Source organism: Rossellomorea vietnamensis, from assembly GCF_001305855.1.
GTDB lineage: Bacteria > Bacillota > Bacilli > Bacillales > Bacillaceae_B > Rossellomorea > Rossellomorea vietnamensis_A.
This window is the reverse complement of record NZ_LIXZ01000006.1, coordinates 157,112-179,260: the sequence shown is the minus strand read 5'-3', so window position 1 is coordinate 179,260 and position 22,149 is coordinate 157,112. Positions and strand designations below refer to the sequence as shown.

27 protein-coding genes are annotated in these 22,149 nt (G+C 43.0%); 1 reads left to right on the top strand and 26 read right to left on the bottom strand.

The genetic code is table 11. The features are described 5' to 3' along the window. Positions 1-38: 38 nt before the first annotated feature. From AM506_RS23660 to AM506_RS09890, 19 genes are all read right to left on the bottom strand, one after another. A complete protein-coding gene (locus AM506_RS23660; protein ID WP_060672344.1) occupies positions 39-317 on the bottom strand; it encodes a hypothetical protein in 279 nt (92 codons plus the stop codon). After that, positions 317-1,027 (bottom strand): iron-containing alcohol dehydrogenase, encoded by a 711-nt coding sequence (locus AM506_RS09975; protein ID WP_060672343.1) that lies wholly within the window; start codon positions 1,025-1,027, stop codon positions 317-319. The genes AM506_RS23660 and AM506_RS09975 overlap by 1 nt, the downstream gene beginning before the upstream one ends. Positions 1,028-1,031: 4 nt before the next feature. Then, the gene (aroC, locus tag AM506_RS09970) at positions 1,032-2,204 is read right to left on the bottom strand and encodes a chorismate synthase (protein WP_060672342.1); all 1,173 of its coding nucleotides are present in this window, start codon (positions 2,202-2,204) and stop codon (positions 1,032-1,034) included. A 216-nt stretch (positions 2,205-2,420) separates the two neighbouring features. After that, positions 2,421-3,194: a CheR family methyltransferase gene (locus AM506_RS09965; RefSeq protein ID WP_060672341.1), complete on the bottom strand. Its 774-nt coding sequence runs from the start codon at positions 3,192-3,194 to the stop codon at positions 2,421-2,423. A 146-nt stretch (positions 3,195-3,340) separates the two neighbouring features. Beyond that, complete coding sequence (gene ndk, locus AM506_RS09960) at positions 3,341-3,787, bottom strand: nucleoside-diphosphate kinase (RefSeq protein WP_034758349.1); 447 nt, start codon at positions 3,785-3,787, stop codon at positions 3,341-3,343. A 101-nt stretch (positions 3,788-3,888) separates the two neighbouring features. Beyond that, the gene (gene hepT / locus AM506_RS09955; protein WP_060672340.1) at positions 3,889-4,851 is read right to left on the bottom strand and encodes a heptaprenyl diphosphate synthase component II; all 963 of its coding nucleotides are present in this window, start codon (positions 4,849-4,851) and stop codon (positions 3,889-3,891) included. A gap of 27 nt (positions 4,852-4,878) precedes the next feature. Continuing rightward, positions 4,879-5,580 carry a demethylmenaquinone methyltransferase gene (locus AM506_RS09950; protein WP_060672339.1) on the bottom strand — a complete coding sequence of 234 codons (702 nt, stop codon included), beginning with the start codon at positions 5,578-5,580 and terminating at the stop codon, positions 4,879-4,881. A gap of 6 nt (positions 5,581-5,586) precedes the next feature. Beyond that, positions 5,587-6,420: a heptaprenyl diphosphate synthase component 1 gene (locus AM506_RS09945; RefSeq protein ID WP_060672338.1), complete on the bottom strand. Its 834-nt coding sequence runs from the start codon at positions 6,418-6,420 to the stop codon at positions 5,587-5,589. 199 nt (positions 6,421-6,619) lie between these two features. Further along, complete coding sequence (mtrB, locus tag AM506_RS09940) at positions 6,620-6,841, bottom strand: trp RNA-binding attenuation protein MtrB (protein WP_034758340.1); 222 nt, start codon at positions 6,839-6,841, stop codon at positions 6,620-6,622. Between the two features lie 12 nt (positions 6,842-6,853). Next, the gene (gene folE, locus AM506_RS09935; RefSeq protein ID WP_034758338.1) at positions 6,854-7,420 is read right to left on the bottom strand and encodes a GTP cyclohydrolase I FolE; all 567 of its coding nucleotides are present in this window, start codon (positions 7,418-7,420) and stop codon (positions 6,854-6,856) included. A 228-nt stretch (positions 7,421-7,648) separates the two neighbouring features. Next, positions 7,649-7,921, bottom strand: a complete 273-nt coding sequence (locus tag AM506_RS09930; protein WP_034758336.1) for an HU family DNA-binding protein — start codon at positions 7,919-7,921, stop codon at positions 7,649-7,651. Positions 7,922-8,519: 598 nt separating this feature from the next. After that, complete coding sequence (gene spoIVA, locus AM506_RS09925; RefSeq protein WP_060672337.1) at positions 8,520-9,998, bottom strand: stage IV sporulation protein A; 1,479 nt, start codon at positions 9,996-9,998, stop codon at positions 8,520-8,522. A gap of 254 nt (positions 9,999-10,252) precedes the next feature. Continuing rightward, positions 10,253-10,963: a hypothetical protein gene (locus tag AM506_RS09920; RefSeq protein ID WP_060672336.1), complete on the bottom strand. Its 711-nt coding sequence runs from the start codon at positions 10,961-10,963 to the stop codon at positions 10,253-10,255. A gap of 28 nt (positions 10,964-10,991) precedes the next feature. Continuing rightward, positions 10,992-11,180 (bottom strand): DUF2768 domain-containing protein, encoded by a 189-nt coding sequence (locus AM506_RS09915; protein ID WP_079533131.1) that lies wholly within the window; start codon positions 11,178-11,180, stop codon positions 10,992-10,994. 340 nt (positions 11,181-11,520) lie between these two features. Beyond that, positions 11,521-12,567, bottom strand: coding sequence for an NAD(P)H-dependent glycerol-3-phosphate dehydrogenase (locus AM506_RS09910; RefSeq protein ID WP_060672335.1), 1,047 nt, complete (start codon positions 12,565-12,567; stop codon positions 11,521-11,523). 16 nt (positions 12,568-12,583) lie between these two features. Further along, entirely contained in the window at positions 12,584-13,894 is a 1,311-nt protein-coding gene (der, locus tag AM506_RS09905; RefSeq protein WP_060672334.1) for a ribosome biogenesis GTPase Der, read from the bottom strand. Positions 13,895-14,071: 177 nt separating this feature from the next. Continuing rightward, a complete protein-coding gene (locus AM506_RS09900) occupies positions 14,072-14,263 on the bottom strand; it encodes a capping complex subunit for YIEGIA (protein WP_060672333.1) in 192 nt (63 codons plus the stop codon). After that, complete coding sequence (locus AM506_RS09895; protein ID WP_060672332.1) at positions 14,260-15,156, bottom strand: YIEGIA family protein; 897 nt, start codon at positions 15,154-15,156, stop codon at positions 14,260-14,262. Before AM506_RS09895 ends, AM506_RS09900 begins: the two co-directional genes overlap by 4 nt. Next, positions 15,153-15,767, bottom strand: a complete 615-nt coding sequence (locus AM506_RS09890) for a YphA family membrane protein (protein WP_152968568.1) — start codon at positions 15,765-15,767, stop codon at positions 15,153-15,155. The genes AM506_RS09895 and AM506_RS09890 overlap by 4 nt, the downstream gene beginning before the upstream one ends. Positions 15,768-15,874: 107 nt before the next feature. Between AM506_RS09890 and AM506_RS22070 the strand changes: the two genes are divergently transcribed. Then, positions 15,875-15,997, top strand: a complete 123-nt coding sequence (locus tag AM506_RS22070; RefSeq protein ID WP_082386309.1) for a YpzI family protein — start codon at positions 15,875-15,877, stop codon at positions 15,995-15,997. A gap of 69 nt (positions 15,998-16,066) precedes the next feature. On the opposite strand, the gene fni is transcribed toward AM506_RS22070, so the two are convergent. From fni to ypeB, 7 genes are all read right to left on the bottom strand, one after another. Further along, on the bottom strand, positions 16,067-17,125 hold the full coding sequence (fni, locus tag AM506_RS09885) for a type 2 isopentenyl-diphosphate Delta-isomerase (RefSeq protein WP_060672330.1): 1,059 nt from the start codon (positions 17,123-17,125) through the stop codon (positions 16,067-16,069). Positions 17,126-17,137: 12 nt separating this feature from the next. Next, positions 17,138-18,271 (bottom strand): 30S ribosomal protein S1, encoded by a 1,134-nt coding sequence (rpsA, locus tag AM506_RS09880; protein WP_060672445.1) that lies wholly within the window; start codon positions 18,269-18,271, stop codon positions 17,138-17,140. Between the two features lie 120 nt (positions 18,272-18,391). Next, positions 18,392-18,973, bottom strand: a complete 582-nt coding sequence (locus AM506_RS09875; RefSeq protein ID WP_060672329.1) for a lysophospholipid acyltransferase family protein — start codon at positions 18,971-18,973, stop codon at positions 18,392-18,394. Between the two features lies 1 nt (position 18,974). Next, on the bottom strand, positions 18,975-19,643 hold the full coding sequence (gene cmk, locus AM506_RS09870) for a (d)CMP kinase (RefSeq protein ID WP_430341437.1): 669 nt from the start codon (positions 19,641-19,643) through the stop codon (positions 18,975-18,977). A gap of 126 nt (positions 19,644-19,769) precedes the next feature. After that, positions 19,770-19,946 carry a YpfB family protein gene (locus tag AM506_RS22750; RefSeq protein WP_060672327.1) on the bottom strand — a complete coding sequence of 59 codons (177 nt, stop codon included), beginning with the start codon at positions 19,944-19,946 and terminating at the stop codon, positions 19,770-19,772. 52 nt (positions 19,947-19,998) lie between these two features. Further along, positions 19,999-20,646: a flagellar brake protein gene (locus AM506_RS09860; protein WP_060672326.1), complete on the bottom strand. Its 648-nt coding sequence runs from the start codon at positions 20,644-20,646 to the stop codon at positions 19,999-20,001. A gap of 147 nt (positions 20,647-20,793) precedes the next feature. Next, positions 20,794-22,140, bottom strand: coding sequence for a germination protein YpeB (gene ypeB, locus AM506_RS09855; protein WP_060672325.1), 1,347 nt, complete (start codon positions 22,138-22,140; stop codon positions 20,794-20,796). Between the last annotated feature and the right edge of the window lie 9 nt (positions 22,141-22,149).

The following is a 22,149-nucleotide window of genomic DNA, read 5'->3' as shown; positions in this document are numbered from 1 at the left end:
TTTTTCTTGATATTCTATGCTTTCTTAAACGCCGTGATCTATAACTGTCGAATGTATGCATCCGCCTGTTTTAAATCCTCGTCCGTAACGTCTGCCAACACGGGTTCACCGATATCCTTCAACAACACGAAAACCGGATTGCCGTTCAGGGACTTCTTATCACGCTTCATCCCTTCATATAATGTGTCAAAACCGATGTTTGACGGGACCTTCAGATTGTACCCAAGAGACTCTATCCACCCTATGAACCTCTCCATGTCAAATGAGAGGTTGCAGCAGCGTTCACTGAGATACAAAGCATAGACCATCCCGATCATCACCGATTCCCCGTGTGTCCGATTCCCATAGCCGCTACCTGTATTCCTTTAATCAGGCAATCTGTTAAAAAGTCTTCATCCAGTTTTGCCGGCGATCGGAAGGAATGCATGAGTTTCTGTAAAAACTCCTGATCAGATAAGAAGGCGTGTTTGATCACTTCGGCGAATCCCGATAGGATTTCCGTTTCGGGGAGGCTCGAAAAGTAATTCAAATCAAAGAATACGCCTTCAGGCTGATAAAACTGACCGACCATATTTTTCCCCAGGGGGTGATTGATCGCCACTTTCCCTCCCACGGCACTGTCATGGGCCAATATCGTTGTCGGTACGCCGATGAAAGGGATCCCCCTCATATAAGTGGAAGCGATAAAGCCCGCAAGATCACCTATGGCACCGCCACCGAAAGCAATCACGATGGATTTACGATCCACATGATGTTTGAGTCCATGTGTTATCGCTTCTTCATATGTGGCAAAGGTCTTCGCCTTTTCCCCTTTGGGAGCCTGATAAATGGTTAAATCAAAGGACTGAGCTAGATCTTCTGAGAATGTTCGCCCATGAAGCTTATATACTGATTCATCGGCAATGAGCCATAGCTTTGAAACATCAGGGAAGTACTTTTTAATAAAAGAAACAATCTCATTCGTCATCTCCACTCCAATTCTCACGTCATATGTCTTGGAAGCAGTTTGGATGGTTATCTGTTTCATTTCTTTAATACTCCTTTGATTCCTGACGTTGTCTGTCGATATCCTGACGAAGCTTCTCGAATTGATCACTATTGAATTGTTCGACGATGCCAGCGGCAAGTTCCCAAGCCACTACGGCTTCTGCTACTACGCTTGCAGCTGGAACCGCACAGCTGTCGGATCTTTCGATGCTTGCTTTAAAAGGTTCCTTCGTTTCGATGTCCACACTCTGAAGAGGCTTGTACAGAGTAGGGATCGGCTTCATGACACCTTTGACACGGATTGGCATCCCCGTTGTCATACCGCCTTCAAACCCTCCTAAACGATTCGTTTTCCGGTAGTATCCCAACTCTTCACTCCACGCGATTTCATCATGCACTTCACTTCCAGGCTTCCTTGCCATTTCAAAGCCCAAGCCGAATTCGACTCCTTTAAATGCATTAATACTCATAACCGCCATTGCAATCTTCGCATCAAGCTTACGGTCATAGTGAACGTAACTTCCCACTCCTGCAGGCATCCCTTCAACAATGACTTCCACCACTCCACCTATGGAATCACCATTCTGCTTCGCTTCATCAATCAGGTTCATCATTTTCCCGGCGGCTTCTTCATCCAGGCAGCGAACAGGTGATTCTTCTGTGATCTCTCTCAGTTCATTTATAGAATCATAATGAAGCTTCTCGGCTTTAATGCCCCCAATCTCAAGGACATGTCCGACAACTTCAATATCCAGTAATTTCAATAGCTTCTTGGCAACAGCTCCTGCTGCTACTCTTACAGTCGTCTCCCTTGCAGAAGACCTTTCCAGGACATTTCTGAGATCTCTATGACCATATTTCATTCCACCGACGAGATCCGCATGCCCTGGTCTCGGCCTCGAGATCTTTCTCTTCACTTCTTCTTCTCCACCCTCAAGAAGGGGATCGATCCCCATCACCTTCGTCCAGTGAGTCCAGTCTTTATTCTCCACTACCAATCCTAATGGGGATCCGAGAGTATATCCATGTCTCACCCCGCCGACGATCGAGGCACGGTCTTTTTCAATCTGCATTCTTCGTCCGCGTCCATACCCTTTCTGCCTTCTTGCCAGGTTTTCATTTATATCTTCAGCTTCAAGCGGCATTCCAGCCGGCAGCCCTTCAATGATGGTCGTTAACTGTGGTCCATGTGATTCTCCAGATGTTAAGTATCTCATTTACTTTCCCCCTTCAACTCGTTAAAGAATTATGTACCAATATAACATAGAATTTATATTCTTTCCTAGTCCTTACGTTTAAAAACTTTTCTAATATTCTATTTTCCTGAAAAATATAAAACGATGTGAATCCATCATATTTTGAGAGTTCACTTCTTCCCCCCCCTAAGGGAAGAAAAAGGTGATTCAAGATATGCAGATTTACATCGTCGGTTATTATATTTTCTTGTAGAAGAAGGTGTCTTCTGTTTCGAAGCCGTATTGTGAGGGGTTGAAGATTTGTTCTGTGCTGCCTACGAAGAGAACGCCGCCTGGCTTTAGTGAACTATTGAATTTATGGTAAAGAAGGTGTTTGGCCTCTTCTGTGAAATAGATCATTACATTTCGGCATACGATCAGGTCGTATTTCCCTTCGAATGGGTCCGATAGCAGGTTTTGCTGCTTAAAGGTCACCGTTCTCTTTACTTCGTCCTTCAGTTTAAACAAGGGTCCTTCCCGGGTGAAATGGATTTTTTTCATTTCTTCCGGGATTTCAGATAGTGACCTTTCCGGATAGACCCCGTTCTTGGCGCGTTGAAGTGCATTTTTGTCTATGTCTGTTGCGATGATGGAACCGCCTGAAAGGGGAATATACTTCGACAGCATCATAGAAAGGGTGTAAGGTTCTTCACCTGTTGAGCATGCTGCGCTCCATACTTTCAAAGTTGCAGTCCCGCCTAACAGTCTCGGAAGGATCTTTGTTTCGAGTATTTCCCAACGCTTGTAGTTACGAAAGAATTCTGACACGTTGATTGTCATACGATCCAGAAACCCTTCCATTTCTTCTCTATCCCGATTCAACGCACTAAAGAATTCCTGAAAACTTCCAAATCCTTTCTTTTCATAAAGGGCAGTCAGTCTCCTTTTCATCTGTGCTTCTTTATAAAGGGAAAGATCAATACCCGTTTTTCGTTTAATCCCTTGAATAAACTCACTATAATCATTTGACATTCGGATCCACACTCTCTTTGCTGCGATAAAGGTATAAAGCTATATTATCTATATCGAACGTTTCAAGGAAATGTTAAACCTTTATCCATAGAAAAAAGCAAGCCGCTGATCACGACCTGCTTCTAAATCGTAAAGGCTTACGAATATTAGTAAACCCACTCATTCATTAACTTGGAATATTCAACCAGTTCTTCTTCTTTGAAGAATAGACCGATTTCTCTTACAGCGCTTTCAGCAGAGTCCGAACCGTGGATGATGTTCTTGCCGACAGTCAGACCGAAATCACCGCGGATCGTACCAAGAGCGGCATCTTTAGGATTAGTAGCCCCCATCATGCCACGTGCAGTCGTGATGACGTTTTCACCCTGCCAGACCATTGCAAATACAGGTCCTGAAGTAATAAAGTCAACAAGTTCCCCAAAGAATGGTCTTTCCTTATGCTCACCATAATGCTCTTCGGCAAGCTCGTTTGAAATGCTCATAAGCTTGGCACCGACCAATTGAAAGCCCTTTTTTTCAAAACGGGATACGATATCACCGATTAACCCTCTTTGTACGCCGTCCGGCTTTACCATTAAAAATGTCTTTTCCATCTTCCCCACTCCTAATATGTATGTATGGAACTCCTAAGGACATCCCACGAAAATAGTAACACTGATTGGGGGTTTTGGCAACGTTTCCATTTTAAATTTTCTTAATATTTTCTCTTGCCGATATAGTTTGCGATATTTTTAAGGGTTTTCTTTACCCGGTTATATGGAAGGTGCTCCAGATCTTTCAAGGCTCTGTCCAGATACATCCTGCTGAGCTCATGGGACCGGTCTATAGCGTCGGTAGCCAGGATGGAGGATATGACCTCTTTCATTTCCTCGGGGGTGGTATATTCCGTCACTCTTTCAATCTTGGATTTCAAATCCGGGTTTTCCATGGCGTAGAGAATCGGAAGGGTGATATTCCCTTGCCACAAGTCACTTCCCGCAGGTTTCCCCAGTTCTTCCTCACTTGCTGTAAGGTCCAGGATATCATCCGTGATCTGAAAACTCATTCCCACATTGTAACCAAATCGGTAAAGGCGCCTGTGAATCTCTTCAGGCGCTCCGGAAGAGATAGCACCGAGCTGGCAGCTTACGGCAATAAGCAAAGCGGTTTTCCTTTTAATCCGTAAAAGATAATCCCGCAGGTTTTGATCAAATCGATATTTGTCTTCGATTTGAGCGATTTCACCTTTACATAACTCCACCAGTGTGTGTGATAAAATCTGATGTGCTTCAGGAACTTTTATAGATGTCATATATTCAAGGGCCCGTGCAAAAATATAATCCCCAGTATACATCGCAATACGATTATCCCATTGGGCTTTAATCGTCGGTTTTCCCCTTCTCAACTCTGCGTCGTCAATCACATCGTCGTGTACGAGGGAAGCCATGTGCATCAGCTCTAATGCAACTGCTACATTTTTAACAATATTAATATCATATTGTCCGAATTTCGCAGACAGCAATACAAACACCGGCCGGATTCTCTTCCCGCCTGCTTGAAGAAGGTGAAGGGAGGCTTCTTGTAAAAGCCGGGATTCTGACTCGATCGCTACTTCCAATTCCTTTTCAATTTCATCTATATCCGTTTTAAGATACGAATACATCCTGTTTAGCTTCATAGTTTTTCCACCTAATTTACGAATTTCTTACTTTTTGCCGGCATGCATAGCAGCAACGCCGCCACTATATGGCTTCACATGTATGTCTTTAAAGCCGGCTTCTTCAAACATCTGGGCAAGCTCCTTCATTCCCGGAAAATCCCTGGCAGATTCCTGAAGCCAGGAATATTCATTAAAGCTTTTGGCAAATATCTTCCCGAACAGAGGCATCACAAAACGGAAATATGCGTAATACATCTGCTTGAACCCGAACATGGTGGGCTGGGAGGTTTCAAGGCAGACGGCCATCCCCCCGGGTTTCACTACGCGGTTCATTTCCTTCAAGACGTGGAGATAGTCGGGAACATTACGTAAACCGAAGCCAATGGTCACATAATCAAACGTATTATCGTCGAAAGGTAGCTCCATGGCGTTCCCATGAATCAGTTCGATATTGTTCAGGTGGGACTCTTTGACTTTCTCTTTACCGATCGAAAGCATATTTTGACTGAAATCAAGACCCACCACACTGCCGGACTCACCGACTTCTTCCCCGATGGCCAATGTCCAGTCCGCAGTACCGCAGCAAACGTCAAGTGCCTTGGAGCCAGGCTTCACATTCATATGTTTCATGGTTTCTTTTCTCCACTTTTTATGCTGTTGGAAACTGATTACGGAGTTCATCTTATCATAATTGGAATAAATTTTTTCAAATACTCCGTGGACTTTTTGTTCTTTCGACTGCTGCATGTCGTTTTACCCTTCTTCCGCGTATAGTTTGGTCATTGGTTCAGGCTCCACATAAGGTAACAGCTCTACAATAAGCTTCTTAAAATAGGGCGTGGCCGGCTCGATGGTCTCTAACTGCTCTTGGACCTTTCTCTTTGTCACTTCTATGAGTCCATCTATTTGAAGTAGCAGATGTCCCGTCTGTTCCTTTGTTAAGTCGAAGTCCGGTGCATCATGATCCGTTCGATTGGACAAAGTGGTCAAAGCCCGGATAAAGCTCGTATACTGCGAATGCCCAAGACTGATTTTCTCCTGAACGAGCTTCTTGTAAAGCAACGCTTCTTCTACGATCTCGATCCATTGATTATCTGCAAAGGAACGATAGAAGTTGGACACAATCGCTGATTCTCTGGTCTTTAACTTCTTCATGAGTTCTGCTATGCTCTTATGTTCGTCCTTGTATATGGAAATTTTGCTTTCATTTATTTCTTTAATTGCTTTTGCTAAATGTGAGATAAGTTCTACATCATCTGTTGCTGCGAGGATCTTGTAATAGAGGCTGCTGAAATAAACTCCAGCGAGTACAGTCAGCTGCCTTTCCTTTAAGGAATCACGTTCAGAGATTGTAACCTTTTCATGTGTATCAAGGGCTATCTGCAATAACATGGCAGTCGAAATCCACTGTACTACTTCTTTACTCATCGTCCGTCCTTCGCTCACGAAAGGCAGGAGCAGAAAATAGATCCGGTCCCGGTCAATATACGGTTGATCGATATATTCCTTTAGATAAGAGTGATGCAACTGCTCTTCTATGTATTGATGAATGATATTCGCTTGATGGTTACAATCAATGAATTTCATACCCTGTAATCCCCATTTCTACTATGTATCGGTCTAAAAATTTCAGCATTAAATATTATACCATAAAATCCTCCACAATAGGGAGCATGAGTCTTAACCCATTAAGGAGATTATAACAAAGGGGACGACCACGAAGCCGAAAACTCCTTAGTCAGTCCCTCCTTTATTTTTCTCTATCAGCCAAAAGCAGAATAGAAGATTATTTCTTATTATCACTCTCAACCTCGCCATAACTGGTGACGATCGTCGCTTTCCCTCTAACCTTAATGGCAGATGTGTGATCCGTAAATTGGGCGATCATCACCTCACCTTTATCCAGCTTCTCTGAATGATGAAACCGGGTGTCCGTCCCTCTTGTCAATCCGATCACATTCACACCGTCTTCAATTGCTTTGATGACAATATAATCATTTGAATTCATTCGTCGTCACTCCTAATTCTTTATAAAAGAAAGAACTTCGCTTCGTGCCTGAGCGTCTTCTTTGAACGTACCCCTGACAGCTGTTGTCACTGTACTTGAGCCCGGCTTCTTCACGCCCCTCATCGTCATGCACATATGCTCCGCTTCAACGACTACCATGGCACCGTGAGGAAGAAGGGTTTCCATGATCGTATCAGCTACTGTCGATGTAATTCTTTCTTGAAGCTGTGGGCGTTTGGCAACGGATTCAACTGCCCTTGCAAGTTTACTTAATCCTGCTACTTTACCATCCCGTGGAATATACGCAACATGTGCCTTTCCGAAGAAAGGGACAAGGTGATGCTCGCACATTGAATAGAATGGAATATCCTTCACAAGCACCAGTTCTTCATGTTCTTCACTGAATATAGTTTCAAAGTATTCTTTCGGATCATGATCGAGGCCCGAAAATACTTCTGCATACATTTTCGCCACTCGCTTTGGCGTATCTAATAAGCCTTCTCTATTAGGATTCTCTCCAATAGCTTCTAATATTAATCGAACTGCTTCTTCTATTTGGCCATGATTGACTTGTGCCATAATGTTGTCCTCCTAAAATAACTAAAGAAATAGTAACATTGTTAATATTAGCACAAGCCCATAATCTCATCAAAGACTAGTGCTTTAGAAGTTTTATATTAATATAAATCAAACAATAAAAGAAGAAAAGTTCATACATAATTTCCGGGAGAACATTTCATACTAATAGTGAAAAAACAAAAAGGCCGCATAATTATGCGACCTTCCCGTTACGCTCAAAGTATGTAATTATTTTACAGCTTCTTTAAGCGCTTTACCTGGTTTGAAAGCAGGTACTTTGCTAGCTGAGATTTCGATCTCTTCACCTGTTTGTGGGTTGCGACCTTTACGGGCTGCACGCTCACGTACTTCGAAGTTACCGAATCCGATTAATTGTACTTTATCACCGTTTGCAAGTGAATTTTGAATTGTATCGAAAACAGCGTCAACCGCTTTAGTAGCGTCCTTCTTAGATAGCTCAGCAGCTTCTGCAACAGCATTGATAAGTTCTGTCTTGTTCATGCCATTCACCTCCTCCCAAGGAAATGTCTCAGTCATGATTCATTTACTTTAATATCATTAGTAAACAACTTTAGCGAATTCTATACATGATGTGTAGAAAAAACGCTTGAAAACGTTGCTGAATCAATATTCAACAACAATTCTGTTAAAAGATTATCACAATAGATTAACCTTAGCAAGAACAAATCAAGAAATAATGGGAATCTTTTCTTATTTGCAACACAAATGTAATAGAACCACCATCCAAGCCTTTATCCTCGCACTCTAATCAACCTATCACTTCTTTCGGATGACTGCAACCAATACCCTCATTTGTCAGGTACTCTATCTTACTTCCCAACCTTGGAATCCTGTAAACATCCATACCCCTTTCTCACCTGTTTTGCATACCGTCCAAGACGGAATATCTCATACATCCACCCCTTCCACAAATCCATATATACCAAGTGTTCACAGCACCTGAAAGTCGTTTCTGAAGCCTTCTTTCAGACTACTAAAAATTTATAATTATGCAATGTGATAATTCACGGTCAGTTCAGGTTTTATGTCAGGAAATGAAAGACAAAAAAAATGACCCTCCTAAGAAGGTCAAAGACATTTATAATATAATGGCGATCAATCCACCCGATCCTTCGTTGATGATTCTTTCTAATGTATCTTTAAGTTTATATCTTGCATTTTCCGGCATCAGGGAGAGTTTGGCCTGGATACCTTCTCTTACGATGGAACTCAAGCTTCTCCCGAAAATATCGGAGTTCCAGATGGACAGCGGATCATCTTCAAAATCCTGCATCAGGTAGCGCACCAGTTCTTCGCTCTGTTTTTCTGTCCCGATGATCGGTTCAAACTTGGACTGTACATCCACTTTGATCATGTGGATGGATGGAGCCACCGCTTTCAGACTGACACCGAATCTTGCTCCCTGCCTGATGATTTCAGGTTCATCCAGGCTCATATCGTTCAGTGATGGAGCAGCAATGCCATATCCTGTCTGCTTCACCATTCTCAGCGCATCTGATATTTGATCATATTCCGCTTTCGCATGGGCGAAATCCTGCATTAATTCGAGGAGATGATCTTTCCCTCGGATTTCCACTCCTACAATTTCCTTTAGAACTTCATCGTACAGTTCATCGGGAGCGTACAGGTCGATTTCAGCAATCCCCTGACCCATATCGATACCGGCAAGCCCCGCACGTTCGATATGATCGAATTCACTGAAGTAGTGAACAACCCGATCGACATCCCGGAGTCGCTTAATATCTTTGACTGTTTCTTTCACGGCTTCCTGGTAGTTCTGTCTTAACCAGTGCTCTTCTTTTAATACCATTACCCAGCTTGGAAGGTTGACATTCACTTCTAATACCGGGAATTCGAATAACGCTTCTCTAAGTACATTGAGAACATCTGAGTCCCTCATACTCTCCACACTCATGGCAAGGACAGGGATGTCATACTTATCTTGAAGTTTCACTCTAAGGTCTTCTGTCTCAGGAGCATGCGGCCTCGCCGAGTTGATGACCATGATGAATGGTTTTCCTACTTCTTTCAGTTCCTCAATGACTCTTTCTTCCGCTTGGATGTAATCTCCTCTGCCAATCTCCCCGATGGAGCCGTCCGTTGTCACCACAACTCCGATCGTGGAATGTTCCTGGATGACTTTGCGGGTACCGATTTCTGCCGCTTCATGGAATGGAATAGGCTCTTCATACCATGGGGTATTGATCATCCTGGGCCCATTTTCATCTTCATACCCTTTCGCACCCGGGACCGTATATCCAACACAATCTACCAATCTAATATTCACTTCGAGTCCTTCATCGACATGAACAGAGATGGCTTGATTCGGAACAAATTTCGGTTCAGTCGTCATGATGGTCCTGCCTGCCGCACTTTGAGGCAACTCATCCTGCGCTCTTGCCCGTTCTGACTCACTTGCGATGTTAGGAAGGACCACAAGTTCCATGAATTTCTTGATGAATGTTGATTTTCCTGTTCTAACTGCTCCCACCACACCTAAATAGATATCTCCGCCGGTTCTTTCGGCAATGTCTTTAAATAGATCGACTCTTTCCAAGAGATTCCCTCCCATCTTATATTCCAGGGATGTTTCATCCGTGTATTCTGTGTCTCACATTCTATATTTATGATGTTGTCCCAATGACTTATGACTATTAATATGCTTTTTTTCCCCCCTTATGATGAAAAGTGAAAAATTTATTATGTCTTTAGCATTTATGATCATTTGTTTTGATGAAATAACCCTTTAAAGGATGACATAAAAATAATAACCCTTCCCTTACAATATATTTTGCAAGAAAAGGGTTATGCCTATTTTGTCATAAAGACAGGTTCATTATTTTCATCGACCGTATACGGTAAAGAATATGCAGGAACAAAGTATGTGTCTTTTACAAGTAAATTCCGGATATCTTCACCTTTTTTAATTTCTTTATCACTTGAATTGAGTTCTTCAAATAAATCCATTGAGTAATCCACAAAAATGTCTCCGTCCCCGTTGATGACAAGGGGAAGATTTTTATTGGAATAAGGGCTGTTCACGTAGACTTCTTCATCATAGCCAAGTTCCTTATAATTCAGGGTATAAACATTATGTGCTACCTCTTTATCAAATGGCGGATAGTCCTGGGCCTGGATCCTGATTTTCAATTCTCTTATCCTTTCGGCCATTCGAAGGTCGAATATCTTGACTTCCGGCTTTTCTTCCACATTCACCAGAACATATTGAAAGATTCCGCCATTTTCAAAGGCGTTCCCCGGGATTTCGGGTAAGTATCTTGGGGATAACTTCCTGAAATCAATCGGATACTTCTGATAGATGGGTGTATCCTGATCACGGGTCTTAATCGGAAGCAGTCCGTTATTATCTTTCTGATAGGTTTCCACTGCCTCTTGTACAGCCTTCACCTGGGTTTCATAAGGAATCTGATTCTGACTCAATTCTTCATCCGGATACAGGCAACCGGAAAGTATGCTCATCGTAAGTATGAGGAGTAGTGCTGTTATACTAAAGCGCTTCAATCTAAAACGTCCTTTCAATCGGGCGGTCCTAATTGGTAGGTCCGCTTAATACTATATAAATCATCATGAGCCCACCAGCGATCATCAGTATGTATGCCATGAAAGCTGTGATAAAACGCAGGAATTTCTGCTTAATCTTATATCTGCTGAAATAAATTGTTAATATGGCAAAAAACATGAATCCCATTGAGGCAAACGAAATCCACATCTTCATCATCGAATCCAAAGTACATCCCTCCTGTTATCGAATGTATTATATCATAAGATTTTTACTAAGGAATAGAAAAGAATGGTTGTTCAAGAATCTGTTACATGCCTCTATGAGGGACTGATGGATAAAAATCAAAAAAAAAGCTTCTCAAGCATTTTAACATCATAGACGTCAACATACTAAGAGAAGCTCTAATAAGGGAGACCTACCCATCCATAGGCAAAGCTGTATATATTCATGACAGTGTATGCAGAAAGATCAGTGTTCGCATCCTCGAATGCCTATAAATCGAGGAATAATTGTGCATTGGGCAAAAATGATCATTCAAGCATGCCTGTATTTCGGATCAGGTTAAGCGTTCATCCAGAATATTCACAAGATCTTCCATTTCATTCGTTTTCACGCGACCCATCAAGTGATCAACCGCTTCTTTTGCTTCCACTTTATTAAAGAGGACATCGTAAAGCGCATCCGTGATCGGCATATTCACTTCATACTTTTCAGCCAGCTGATGGGCGGCTTTCGTCGTACGTACCCCTTCTACGACCATGCCCATATTGGCCAGGACCTCATCCAGATTATGACCCTTTCCGAGCATATTCCCGGCTCTCCAGTTTCTTGAGTGTACACTCGTACACGTCACGATGAGGTCTCCGATTCCCGTTAACCCTGAAAACGTCAGGGGATTTGCCCCCATTTTCGTTCCTAAACGGGCGATTTCAGCAAGCCCCCGTGTAATGAGAGCCGCTTTGGCGTTATCTCCGTACCCCAGGCCGTCTGTAATTCCGGCAGCAAGGGCGATGATATTCTTTAATGCCCCACCAATTTCAACGCCCAGGAGATCCGGATTCGTGTATACACGGAAATTCATGTTCATGAACATGTCCTGAACTTCTTCAGCCGCCTTCATATCCTTCGACGAAACGGTCACAGTGGTTGGATGCCTTAAGCTCACTTCTTCAGCGTGGCTGGGTCCTGATAATACTACTACTGTATGTAAATTCTCAGGAGACATTTCATCTTCGATCAATTCTGAAATTCTGAGAAGGGAATCGGGTTCAATCCCCTTACTCACATGAACCACGGTCAAGGGCGCCCGTTGAACCTCTTGAATCTGCCCCAGGACCCCGCGGATCGCTTTCGTTGGAACAGCAAGAATGATGGTATCGACACCATCCAATGACTCCCCAAGGTCATGATACCCTATAATGGATTGGGGGAGCTCGATTTCTTTCAAATACTTTTGATTGGTATGCTTAGAGTTGATTTCATCGATTTGTTCTTTTTTGTGGCCCCAAAGCCTTACTTCCAATCCATTATCAGCCAGCACCATAGCGAGAGCGGTGCCCCAGCTTCCTGCCCCGACTACCGTTACATTTTTTGAACTTTTCATTTTTACACCCACCTTATTATTTTCTAGCACGCGCAATAATACGAATAGGGGTTCCTTCAAATCCAAATGCATCACGGATTCTATTTTCCAAGAATCGTTCGTAAGAGAAGTGCATCAATTCAGGGTCGTTGACAAACACAACGAAAGTAGGAGGCTTTACAGCCACTTGTGTCGCATAGTAAATCCGGAGTCTCTTACCATTATCCGTCGGTGTCGGATTCATGGCAACAGCATCCATGACCACTTCGTTCAGCACACTGGATTGTACACGCATGGCGTGATTTTCACTTGCCGTATTGATGATCGGCAGCAATGTGTGGATGCGCTTCTTTGTTTTCGCAGAAAGGAATACGATTGGAGCATAGTCAAGGAATTGAAAATGTTCCCTGATATTCTTTTCCCATTTATTCATGGTCTTCTCATCTTTATCCACAGCATCCCATTTATTCACGACAATGACAACAGCACGGCCGGCATCATGTGCATACCCTGCGATTTTCTTGTCCTGCTCGATGATTCCTTCTTCACCGTCTATGACTGATAAGACGACATCTGATCGCTCAATGGCTCTGAGAGCTCTTAACACACTATATTTTTCAGTGGTTTCATACACTTTCCCTTTTTTCCTCATACCCGCTGTGTCAATGATGACGTAGTCCTGTCCATCATACGTATAGGAGGAGTCAATGGCATCCCGCGTCGTGCCTGCTACGTTACTGACGATGACACGATCTTCCCCTAATAAAGCGTTGACTAAAGAGGATTTCCCTACATTCGGACGACCGATCAAAGAAAATTTGATGACATCTTCCGCATAGTCCTCTTCCTCTTCCTGTTTGAAGTTCTTGACGACCTCGTCGAGCAGATCTCCCAGACCAAGTCCATGGGAACCTGAAATAGGATACGGTTCGCCAAAACCTAAAGAGTAGAAATCATAAATCATTTCCCTCATTTCAGGATTATCGATTTTGTTTATCCCCAATACGACCGGTTTCTTTGATCTGTATAGAATTTTGGCAACAATTTCATCAGCGGCTGTGACGCCTTCGCGTCCGTTCGTCAAGAACACAATGACATCGGCTTCATCAATCGCAATTTCAGCCTGCTGTCTGATCTGATCCAGGAATGGTTCATTTCCGAGTTCAATTCCGCCTGTATCAATGATGTTAAATTCATGGGTCAGCCATTCTGCAGAACTATATATACGGTCCCTTGTTACACCAGGTACATCTTCAACGATGGATATTCTTTCCCCAACAATTCTATTAAAGATCGTGGACTTCCCGACGTTCGGACGCCCTACGATTGCTACTACTGGTTTAGTCACGTTCATCACCCTTTCTGTAAGAAGTTGTTTCGTTCTTACATTTCCTCTTTTTAAGCCTGTTCAATCATTATCATAAACTGAGCTATGCATAAGAAGGACCGGCCCTTAAGGTAATGTTTCCTTATGGGACAGTCCCCCTAACTTTACTATTTTATCAGTAAAAGAATAAACTGGCAATCAGTGTTTTACAATGATGAACAGTCCCTCATCTATTTCATGAGCAATCCCGTCCAGAATGGCTTCCAGGTTTGCGCAGATTTTTTGTAATTCATCATCCGTTTTACAGTAGAAAACACTCGTTCCACTCGGTACCTTTTCAGGTGTGGTCGTTACGGTTGCGAGGATGAATTTCTGTATGGTCGTACTCATTTTAATTTACTCCCCTCCTGATTCGCTTTCGACTCAGACGGCATCCTTATGGCATTTTCAAGGGTTGGTACCTGCCCAAGAATGGCAATGGCCTTCTCTATGTCCTTTCGCTGTGGAAGGACAAATACCCCGACTCTTCCATCATCCAAATCCCTTTTGGCGAGTGGTGTCAAAGCAGGTGTCCCCGAATCCTTAAAGATCCCCAGTGAAGTGGACATATCATGGAGAATGGCCTGACGTTGCCCCAGATTCGCGAGTGTCGACCTTGCATCAAACGATTTGGGTGAAAGGATGAACCCCATCCCATATCGGAGGATCTCTTCCTGCCTTACTTTAAGGCCTATATTCATAATGTAAATATTATCAACATACAATCCCGCTCCATCAAAACGAGGCTTCACATATTCAATGTCAACGATATCCTTCAATTTGCCCCCGGCCATTAATTTATGAGCAAGCACCATGCAGATCACACTGATCCCTAAAGCGGCATATATATTAAACACGATGTAGGCGATCGTTGCAAGAAGAGAGGTAAAAATAACCAGATAATTTCGACTTTCAAATGCAACGGCAATCCCCTCAATGTAAGTAGCCCCTCTAGGGACCAGTTCATAAGCATCCAGCTCCGTCAATGTGTTTCTCTCCATATTTCTCACATCACGGAACTGAGAAGCCGCAACCGTCAAAAACGTAATCGCCGTGAAATTTTCCTCCAGTAAAGCAGGGATTGCAATAGTGCCAAGTCCCGCCGCAATAAATCCAAGGGCTATATGTATAATCTTTCCATGCAGATAAGTCGGATACTGGCGATAGTCAGTGCGAAGCATATAGATCCTTGTCAGGGTCCCCACCACCACGCCAAAGATCACAGGATACACATACACATTCATAGATTCTTCATTTCCCCCTTATTTGGTTGTGTCTTGATGTGAACAGCCTGATTCATTTCAACCACTATTTTTAAGGCAGATAGTAGCCCGATCGTTAAAGCAAGCACGTCCAGGTAAGCAGGACCTCCGATTGAATAGTGAAACCCAACCTTGTTTAATGGAATGCTCAGAAAAAAGTCGCCGATCACACTGCTTAAAGCGACCGCAATGAGACGAATCCAGAATTGGGAGGAGTGGCTGTAGAAAAGAATGCCTACCGTCACCAACGACAACGACAGGATGATATCCCGATCCATAAACATAAGTACCGGGTCATAAATGGAAATCAATGCGATTCCTGCATAGATCATCCCCATCGAGAGAACAACTGCAAGCATATATAACTTCTCTCTCAACCTTAAATTTCGTATATAAACAATACAAATGAGTGCAAGTACGATAACAGGGTATGATACTTCTACAGAACCGGCCATCTTCCCATACGGAAATACACATATGAGCAATAAACTCAGAAACGAATAACGAAAACGGTCCGGATGAGACTTTCTCAATAAAAATGTCGTATATACCCATATTCCCCACAGTAACCACAAATACAAAATGCCATCCATCAGCAAACTCTCCCTCCTATTATCTACATTATGGAAAATCTTTATGTATCTCATTCATGTATGAATCAACTTTCCAAAGAAAAAATAAAGTAAGGAGGTGTATTTAAATGGGTAAAGATCGTCAAGAGAAGAAGCTGAAACAAAGCAAACGAGTAGAATCAGACCGTGATCAGGGCTTACATTACAAAGGAGCAACAAGTCTCGAAGGAACGGAAAAAGCTAAACGCTAATAGCGGAGATGGCTTACAACCCATGCAACAAAAAAAGAACGAATTCTCGCGATTGAGAATTCGTTCTTTTTACATATTAAACGTTCTATTGCTGTATGCACCGGGATTCAAGCTTCTCTTCTCAAGCCAATGGTACACGTTGCCCGATAGCATCATTGGTACCTTATGAAGATCGTCAATCCGTCTACAGCCCAGAGCACACATTAAAAACTGAATATCCGTATGAATTTGATTCACTTCATCAATGGTATCCTTCAAACCCGATTCCAGGAGCTGCTTAAGGATGACGCCGGCCATTCCAACAGCAGATGCCCCTAATCCTAGAGACTTAACGATGTCTAAGCTGTTTTGGATACCTCCGGATGCAAGGATCGGCTTATCCGAGGAGGCATAGGACTCAGCTATTGAAATGGCAGTGGGAATCCCCCAATCATCGAAGAAATCCAGCATACGCTTTCGTCGCTGATTCTCGATTTTCGAGAAGTTTGTTCCGCCGAAACCGCCTATATCGATGGCTGAAATCGTTGAATCGGATAAAGTTTCAGCAGCCTCTTTACTGATACCAAACCCCGTCTCTTTCACAATGACAGGTACTGAAAGATTCTCCGCAATTATCCGGATCCTCTCCATGGCCCCCCTGAAATCACGGTCCCCTTCAGGCATCGTCAATTCCTGAATAACATTCAGATGAATCTGCAATGCGTCGGCCTCGATCATCTCAACGGCATCTCTTGCCTGTTGAACTGTGGCCTCACTTCCCAAGTTCCCGAAGACCACTCCATCCGGGTTGTGCTTCCGGACGACTTCATACGTTTTTCGTTCTGCAGGGTCTTTAAGAGCTGACATTTGGGATCCTACCGCGATTGCCAGCCCCGTTTCCCTGGAAAGGATAGATAATTCCTGATTGATTTTTGTAGTGGATTCTCCACCACCGCCAGTCATAGCATTTATGAAAATTGGCGAACTCCATGTAAGTTCGCCAATTTCAGACTGCAGATGAACCTCATCTACTGCTATATTCGGTAAGCTTTGGTGGACAAAAGCCACTTCATCGTAACCCGTCTTCCGCTGTTGACCGGTGGATATTGCATAATTAATGTGGTCTTGCTTTCTTTGAGCTCTCGTCACAATTCATCACCATTACTTAAGATCTTTTAATTTGTCTCCAATCATTTCGCCTAATTGGAATCCTGTGCTTTCTTCAGGCATTTCGTAATCCGTTACTTCTTCCTCTTTTTCTTCAAGCGCCTTGATGCTTAAAGATAAGCGTTGTTCATTTTCGTTCACATCAAGCACCTTCACTTTTACATCCTGGTTCTCCTGAAGCACTTCGTGTGGAGTACCGATATGTTTATGTGAAATTTGAGAGATATGAACAAGTCCTTCGACCCCAGGGAACACTTCTACAAATGCACCGTAAGATACGAGGCGTTTTACGACCCCATCCAACACGCTTCCTTTAGGAGCCTTGTCGGAGATGTCACTCCATGGCCCAGGCAGGGTTTCTTTGATAGATAAAGAAATCCGTTCGTTGTCTCGATCGACACTCAGGACCTTCACCTGTACTTTTTGTCCTTCTGTCACTACATCAGAAGGCTTCTCTACATGTTCGTGGGAGAGTTGGGAAATATGAACAAGCCCATCGACTCCGCCAATATCTACAAATGCACCGAAATCCGTGATGCGCTGGACCGTCCCTTCAAGAACGGCTCCCGATTCGATGTCTGTCAGAAGCTGTTTCTTCTGTTGCTGTTTCTCTGCTTCGACCACTGCACGGTGGGACAGGATCAATCGATTCTTCTCCTGATCCAGTTCGACGATCTTGAACGTTAACGTTTTATCTTTATAATCGGAGAAATCCTCGACATAGTAATCTTCCACCAATGATGCCGGGACAAATCCTCTTACTCCAAGATCAACGACAAGACCGCCTTTCACAACGTCTTTCACTTCAGCTTCGAAGACGTCTCCATTTTCAAAGCGGACCTTCATTTCTTCCCATGCTTTTTCGGCATCCACTTTACGCTTGGATAGAACCAACAGTTCTTCTTCCACTTTTGTCACGATTAACTCAAGTACATCCCCTTCATTGACTACATCAGAAGCTTTTTCGATATGAAGGCTTGAGAGTTCACTAATTGGAATGATGCCATCCACTTTACTATCTTGAACGTCGACTAAGACTTGCTTTTCTTCAACCTTAGTGACAGTCCCTTTAACTTTTTCACCAATTTCAAGATTCTTCACTTCAATTCCATTCATGTCTTCCATTATGTACTCCTCCTTAATCCATGACTGCAAAGATTTTTGATTATTGTGAGACTTCGCAATTTAAAATATTCTTTCTACTAACTTCTAATAAATACTACTTTTTGTCAAGCGGGAAACCTTATATTATTGATGCGCATGTATCAGGTCTTCGATATGCTTCATAATGATTTCCGTCGTTTTCTCCGCATTCAATCTTTCTTCACGGATACTATCCATCGGGATCGGCGCCCCGAATACAACCTTTAATTTCCTAAATGGCTTGTATGGTCCAATGATGGCACATGGTACAACATAAGCTTCAGAGCGAAGGGCAAAGAAGCCTGCACCTGCCAATCCCTTGCCGATTTGCCCTGTCTTACTTCTAGTACCCTCTGGGAACAGTCCTAAAACATCTCCCTGCTTCAGGACTTTTAATCCTTTCCGCAGTGCTTCACGGTCGCTCATCCCTCTTTTCACAGGGAATGCGCGTAAATCAGGAAGCAATTTCCCCAATACGGGTACATTGAAGAGTTCTTCTTTTGCCATGAAGGACACTGGCCTTGGTGCTGAGATCCCGACGACAGGTGGATCCAGGTTATCAATATGGTTGGTGCATAGTAAAACACCCCCATCTTTCGGGAAATGCTCCAACCCCTTCACCTCTATCCGGTACAAAGGAGAGAGGATCGACTTAACGAGACCTCTAGCAAAGGTATATAAGTTCAATTTAACCTTTCCTTTCTACTAACAACATGATTTGGTCCACCACATCTGATATGGAAAGGGAAGTGGTATCTATCTCGGTTGCATCTTCGGCTTTTTTCAGAGGGGCCACTTCTCTTTCAGAATCAATTTTGTCACGGCGGGCGATTTCTTCTTTTAATTGCTCCAGATCACTCGGATATCCCTTCGAGAGGTTCTCTTCATATCTCCTTTGGGCACGTTCGTCCACACTGGCGAGTAAGAAAACCTTGATTTCCGCATCCGGGATGACATGAGTGCCGATATCCCTTCCGTCCATCACTACAGCGCCTTCTTTCGCAAGCTGCTGCTGTCTCTTCACCATTTCTTCCCTCACACCGGAATGAACGGCCACATGAGACACTGAATTGGTCACGGAAGCCTGGCGGATCTCATCTGTTACATCGTTCCCGTCCAGGAATACAAGCTGTCCATCTTCAGAAGGTTCAAGTTCGATCGTCGTTTCTGACAATAATCGATTCAATTCATTCTCATCATGCAAGTCTATGTTGTTGCTCAAAGCTTTATACGTTAAAGAGCGGTACATCGCCCCGGTATCAATATAAAGATAAGATAATTTACCTGCCACAATCTTTGCAACAGTACTTTTCCCTGCTGCTGCAGGACCATCGATTGCAATTCTTAATTTTTTCAATTCATCCACCTACTTAAGTTCCTAATAATTTTCTTACCCATTTTAACATAAATCTCTCTTTTCGTTTATAGATTCTTTCTTTGGGCGTGTTCTTTCAAAAAAAAGAGCAGGGATTCATCTCCTGCTCTAACGTGATAGGGTTTCTACAATTTCACTGTACTCCATCTTCTCCACCCCTTCGTAGAAAACGAGCTTATGCAGCTCGGGAAGGAAGTTCAGTTGATGGAATACAAATTGGACCGCTATTAATAATATGACATGTATAATGGCTAATTTTATTAGTATTCTTTCTACCGTTTTCACCAAGATCACCCTTTTTCCATTCTAAGAAAAAGTATGTGTACATTTTGGTTTTTTATTCAAGTAAGCCTTTTTTTCTTAAATCAAGCTGTCTTTCGAAACAATATCTTAAAATGTGTTGTCTCTGATTTTCAGTTAAATGAGCAAACTCGATGCTTGCAATTTGCTTGTGCTCCTTTTCCCAGACCCGGATCACTTTGCCTTCAATTTCTGCATACCGGCACTCTCCTGTCTGCATCGGCAGGACGATGATCGTGGACAGTTTGGCACCCCTCTTCAATTCCATTCCCTTCCTCACCACCACAGCACATCCCCCTGCACTGAGATCTTCCGTGATTGTAGGGTAAAACTGATCATTGATCTTTAATGAAATGTCAGTATTTGCTTCTACACGTACGAATTGTCGTCTTTGGACTTTAATCAACCCATCGTCCCCCGGATAGTGCAGGTGGATCATCGGGATCTTGGATAATTTCCGGCCCATCACTTCCGTTTCAAACATCAGGACGGTCTGGTCATTGAGGGTGAAGCTTGCTTTCATCTGTGTTCCATCGATTAAAAAAACGGCTTTCTCCGTTTTGGTATGGATGGGATAATCAATGAAAATCCCCTCTTCTGAAAGTTCGACCACCCTGCATCTATATCTATCAAATGTTTCATTATGTATAGGCTCCAATTGCAATGTGGTACCAGCTTTTATCATAGTCCTAAATTCCCACTTTCCCATAATATGTATCTACATTATGTCACGAGATCCCTCACCTTTCCATACCTTTTTTACCTCCATTCTGAATTTTCGAATAAGAAGAGAGGGACGGACCTCCATATCGGAGGTCCGTCCCTCTTAGTGTTAAACGACTTCTTCATAAATGGGCTCTGCTTTTTTGAGCCTTTCCACTTTTTCTTCTTCTCCAGTGTCGGCATTGACGAATATTCTATAGGTATCTTTACCCAGCATGCCAAGGAATTCATAGCAAAGCACTTCTTCGTTCAGGTCGTTCACGATCACCGCTTGACGCTCTTCCATTATCTTCAGGTTGGGGTTCGTCGTTTCTTTCGCCTTTGCCTTTGTAATGGAAGCTTCAGGGATATTTCTCTCATGATTATTCTTTAAGTATTCTTCAGCAGCAAAGCCGACAATCTGTCCATTATCCAGTGCTACTTTTATTTTAACTGAGTCAGGATAGATCCTAACTCCATCCAGAACCGTCACGTATGTGAAAATTCCGATATTATCATATTGCGCGCTTTCAAATAACTCAAGCTTCTGGAATTTGTTTTCCTTCAGGAAAGCCGTCGCCTTTTCCGCCGCTTGGTTTAAACTGATCTTCGGCTCCTTGATTTTGCGATTATTGATATACCAGATCGGATACCCGCCTTTTTGGGTGATATCCATGCTTGCTTCGGTATTTCCATTTCCGATCGATACGCTGTAGAATTTGTAATCCGCCCCTTTCCCGCTTTTTGATACTTTTGCATCCTTCGATTTCGGGATCGCGGAATACTTTCGTAAAATTTCCACTGCTTCTTCTTTGGAAATCTCTTTCCCTTTTAACTTTTTAAAATTTTGATCTTTCTTCTCACTGTTGACAAAGGTAGTCGTTCCAATGTTCGCCTCATCATATCCGGATACGTTTTTCTCGACGGTCTTGAAGCCATCGATAATCGTATTATCTGCCTGCTCATTCCCTGATGCCAAAGCCATTTCAACATCCATCCATCGCAGATTGTTTTCCATGACAAGATGCTGGACTTTACGTAACTGATTTTGTATATCTGCGCTTTGTTCATACAGATTTTCCAATGACTTATATTCTTTATCGGTCAATGGATTCTTGTCCAGGTCCCGTACAGCTACGCGATAGCTGAAATCACCGATTTTACTTAAGAATTCTTCCGTCTTATTGAACGGAAGAAGCGTCAAAGGCAGCTGCCCCACGTCACTGTGAGCCTGTGAAGTTAATCTCCAAACATCTGCAAGTGCAGGGGATAAAGATTTCCTTGAATTCATGGCAAGTGTAGAACCGATTTGATCATGAAGCAGGTCCACTTGATAGGTTAACTCATGAAACGCCCGTTGATAGTTATTTTCCGCATTGATTAATATCGCATTTTTCTCCTGGTGTTCCTGGTATCCCCAGAAAGCGGTACCGGCTACACCCAGGACGAGTACCGTAATCAAAATGATACGTAGCAATTCCCTTCA

Excerpts from the sequence above, each read along its gene's own strand:
- AM506_RS09945 (WP_060672338.1), bottom strand. The coding sequence starts at position 6,420 with ATGAAATTCATTGATTGTAACCATCAAGCGAATATCATTCATCAATAC.
- AM506_RS09860 (WP_060672326.1), bottom strand. The coding sequence starts at position 20,646 with ATGATAAAAGCTGGTACCACATTGCAATTGGAGCCTATACATAATGAA.
- AM506_RS09930 (WP_034758336.1), bottom strand. The coding sequence starts at position 7,921 with ATGAACAAGACAGAACTTATCAATGCTGTTGCAGAAGCTGCTGAGCTA.
- aroC (WP_060672342.1), bottom strand. The coding sequence starts at position 2,204 with ATGAGATACTTAACATCTGGAGAATCACATGGACCACAGTTAACGACC.
- hepT (WP_060672340.1), bottom strand. The coding sequence starts at position 4,851 with ATGAAGCTAAACAGGATGTATTCGTATCTTAAAACGGATATAGATGAA.
- folE (WP_034758338.1), bottom strand. The coding sequence starts at position 7,420 with ATGGCACAAGTCAATCATGGCCAAATAGAAGAAGCAGTTCGATTAATA.
- AM506_RS09890 (WP_152968568.1), bottom strand. The coding sequence starts at position 15,767 with ATGGATGGCATTTTGTATTTGTGGTTACTGTGGGGAATATGGGTATAT.
- ndk (WP_034758349.1), bottom strand. The coding sequence starts at position 3,787 with ATGGAAAAGACATTTTTAATGGTAAAGCCGGACGGCGTACAAAGAGGG.
- AM506_RS09895 (WP_060672332.1), bottom strand. The coding sequence starts at position 15,156 with ATGAATGTGTATGTGTATCCTGTGATCTTTGGCGTGGTGGTGGGGACC.
- AM506_RS09915 (WP_079533131.1), bottom strand. The coding sequence starts at position 11,180 with ATGATGAAGATGTGGATTTCGTTTGCCTCAATGGGATTCATGTTTTTT.
- mtrB (WP_034758340.1), bottom strand. The coding sequence starts at position 6,841 with ATGAATTCAAATGATTATATTGTCATCAAAGCAATTGAAGACGGTGTG.
- AM506_RS09975 (WP_060672343.1), bottom strand. The coding sequence starts at position 1,027 with ATGAAACAGATAACCATCCAAACTGCTTCCAAGACATATGACGTGAGA.
- AM506_RS09910 (WP_060672335.1), bottom strand. The coding sequence starts at position 12,567 with ATGAAAAGTTCAAAAAATGTAACGGTAGTCGGGGCAGGAAGCTGGGGC.
- AM506_RS22070 (WP_082386309.1), top strand. The coding sequence starts at position 15,875 with ATGGGTAAAGATCGTCAAGAGAAGAAGCTGAAACAAAGCAAACGAGTA.
- AM506_RS09950 (WP_060672339.1), bottom strand. The coding sequence starts at position 5,580 with ATGCAGCAGTCGAAAGAACAAAAAGTCCACGGAGTATTTGAAAAAATT.
- AM506_RS09900 (WP_060672333.1), bottom strand. The coding sequence starts at position 14,263 with ATGAGTACGACCATACAGAAATTCATCCTCGCAACCGTAACGACCACA.
- AM506_RS23660 (WP_060672344.1), bottom strand. The coding sequence starts at position 317 with ATGATCGGGATGGTCTATGCTTTGTATCTCAGTGAACGCTGCTGCAAC.
- AM506_RS09965 (WP_060672341.1), bottom strand. The coding sequence starts at position 3,194 with ATGTCAAATGATTATAGTGAGTTTATTCAAGGGATTAAACGAAAAACG.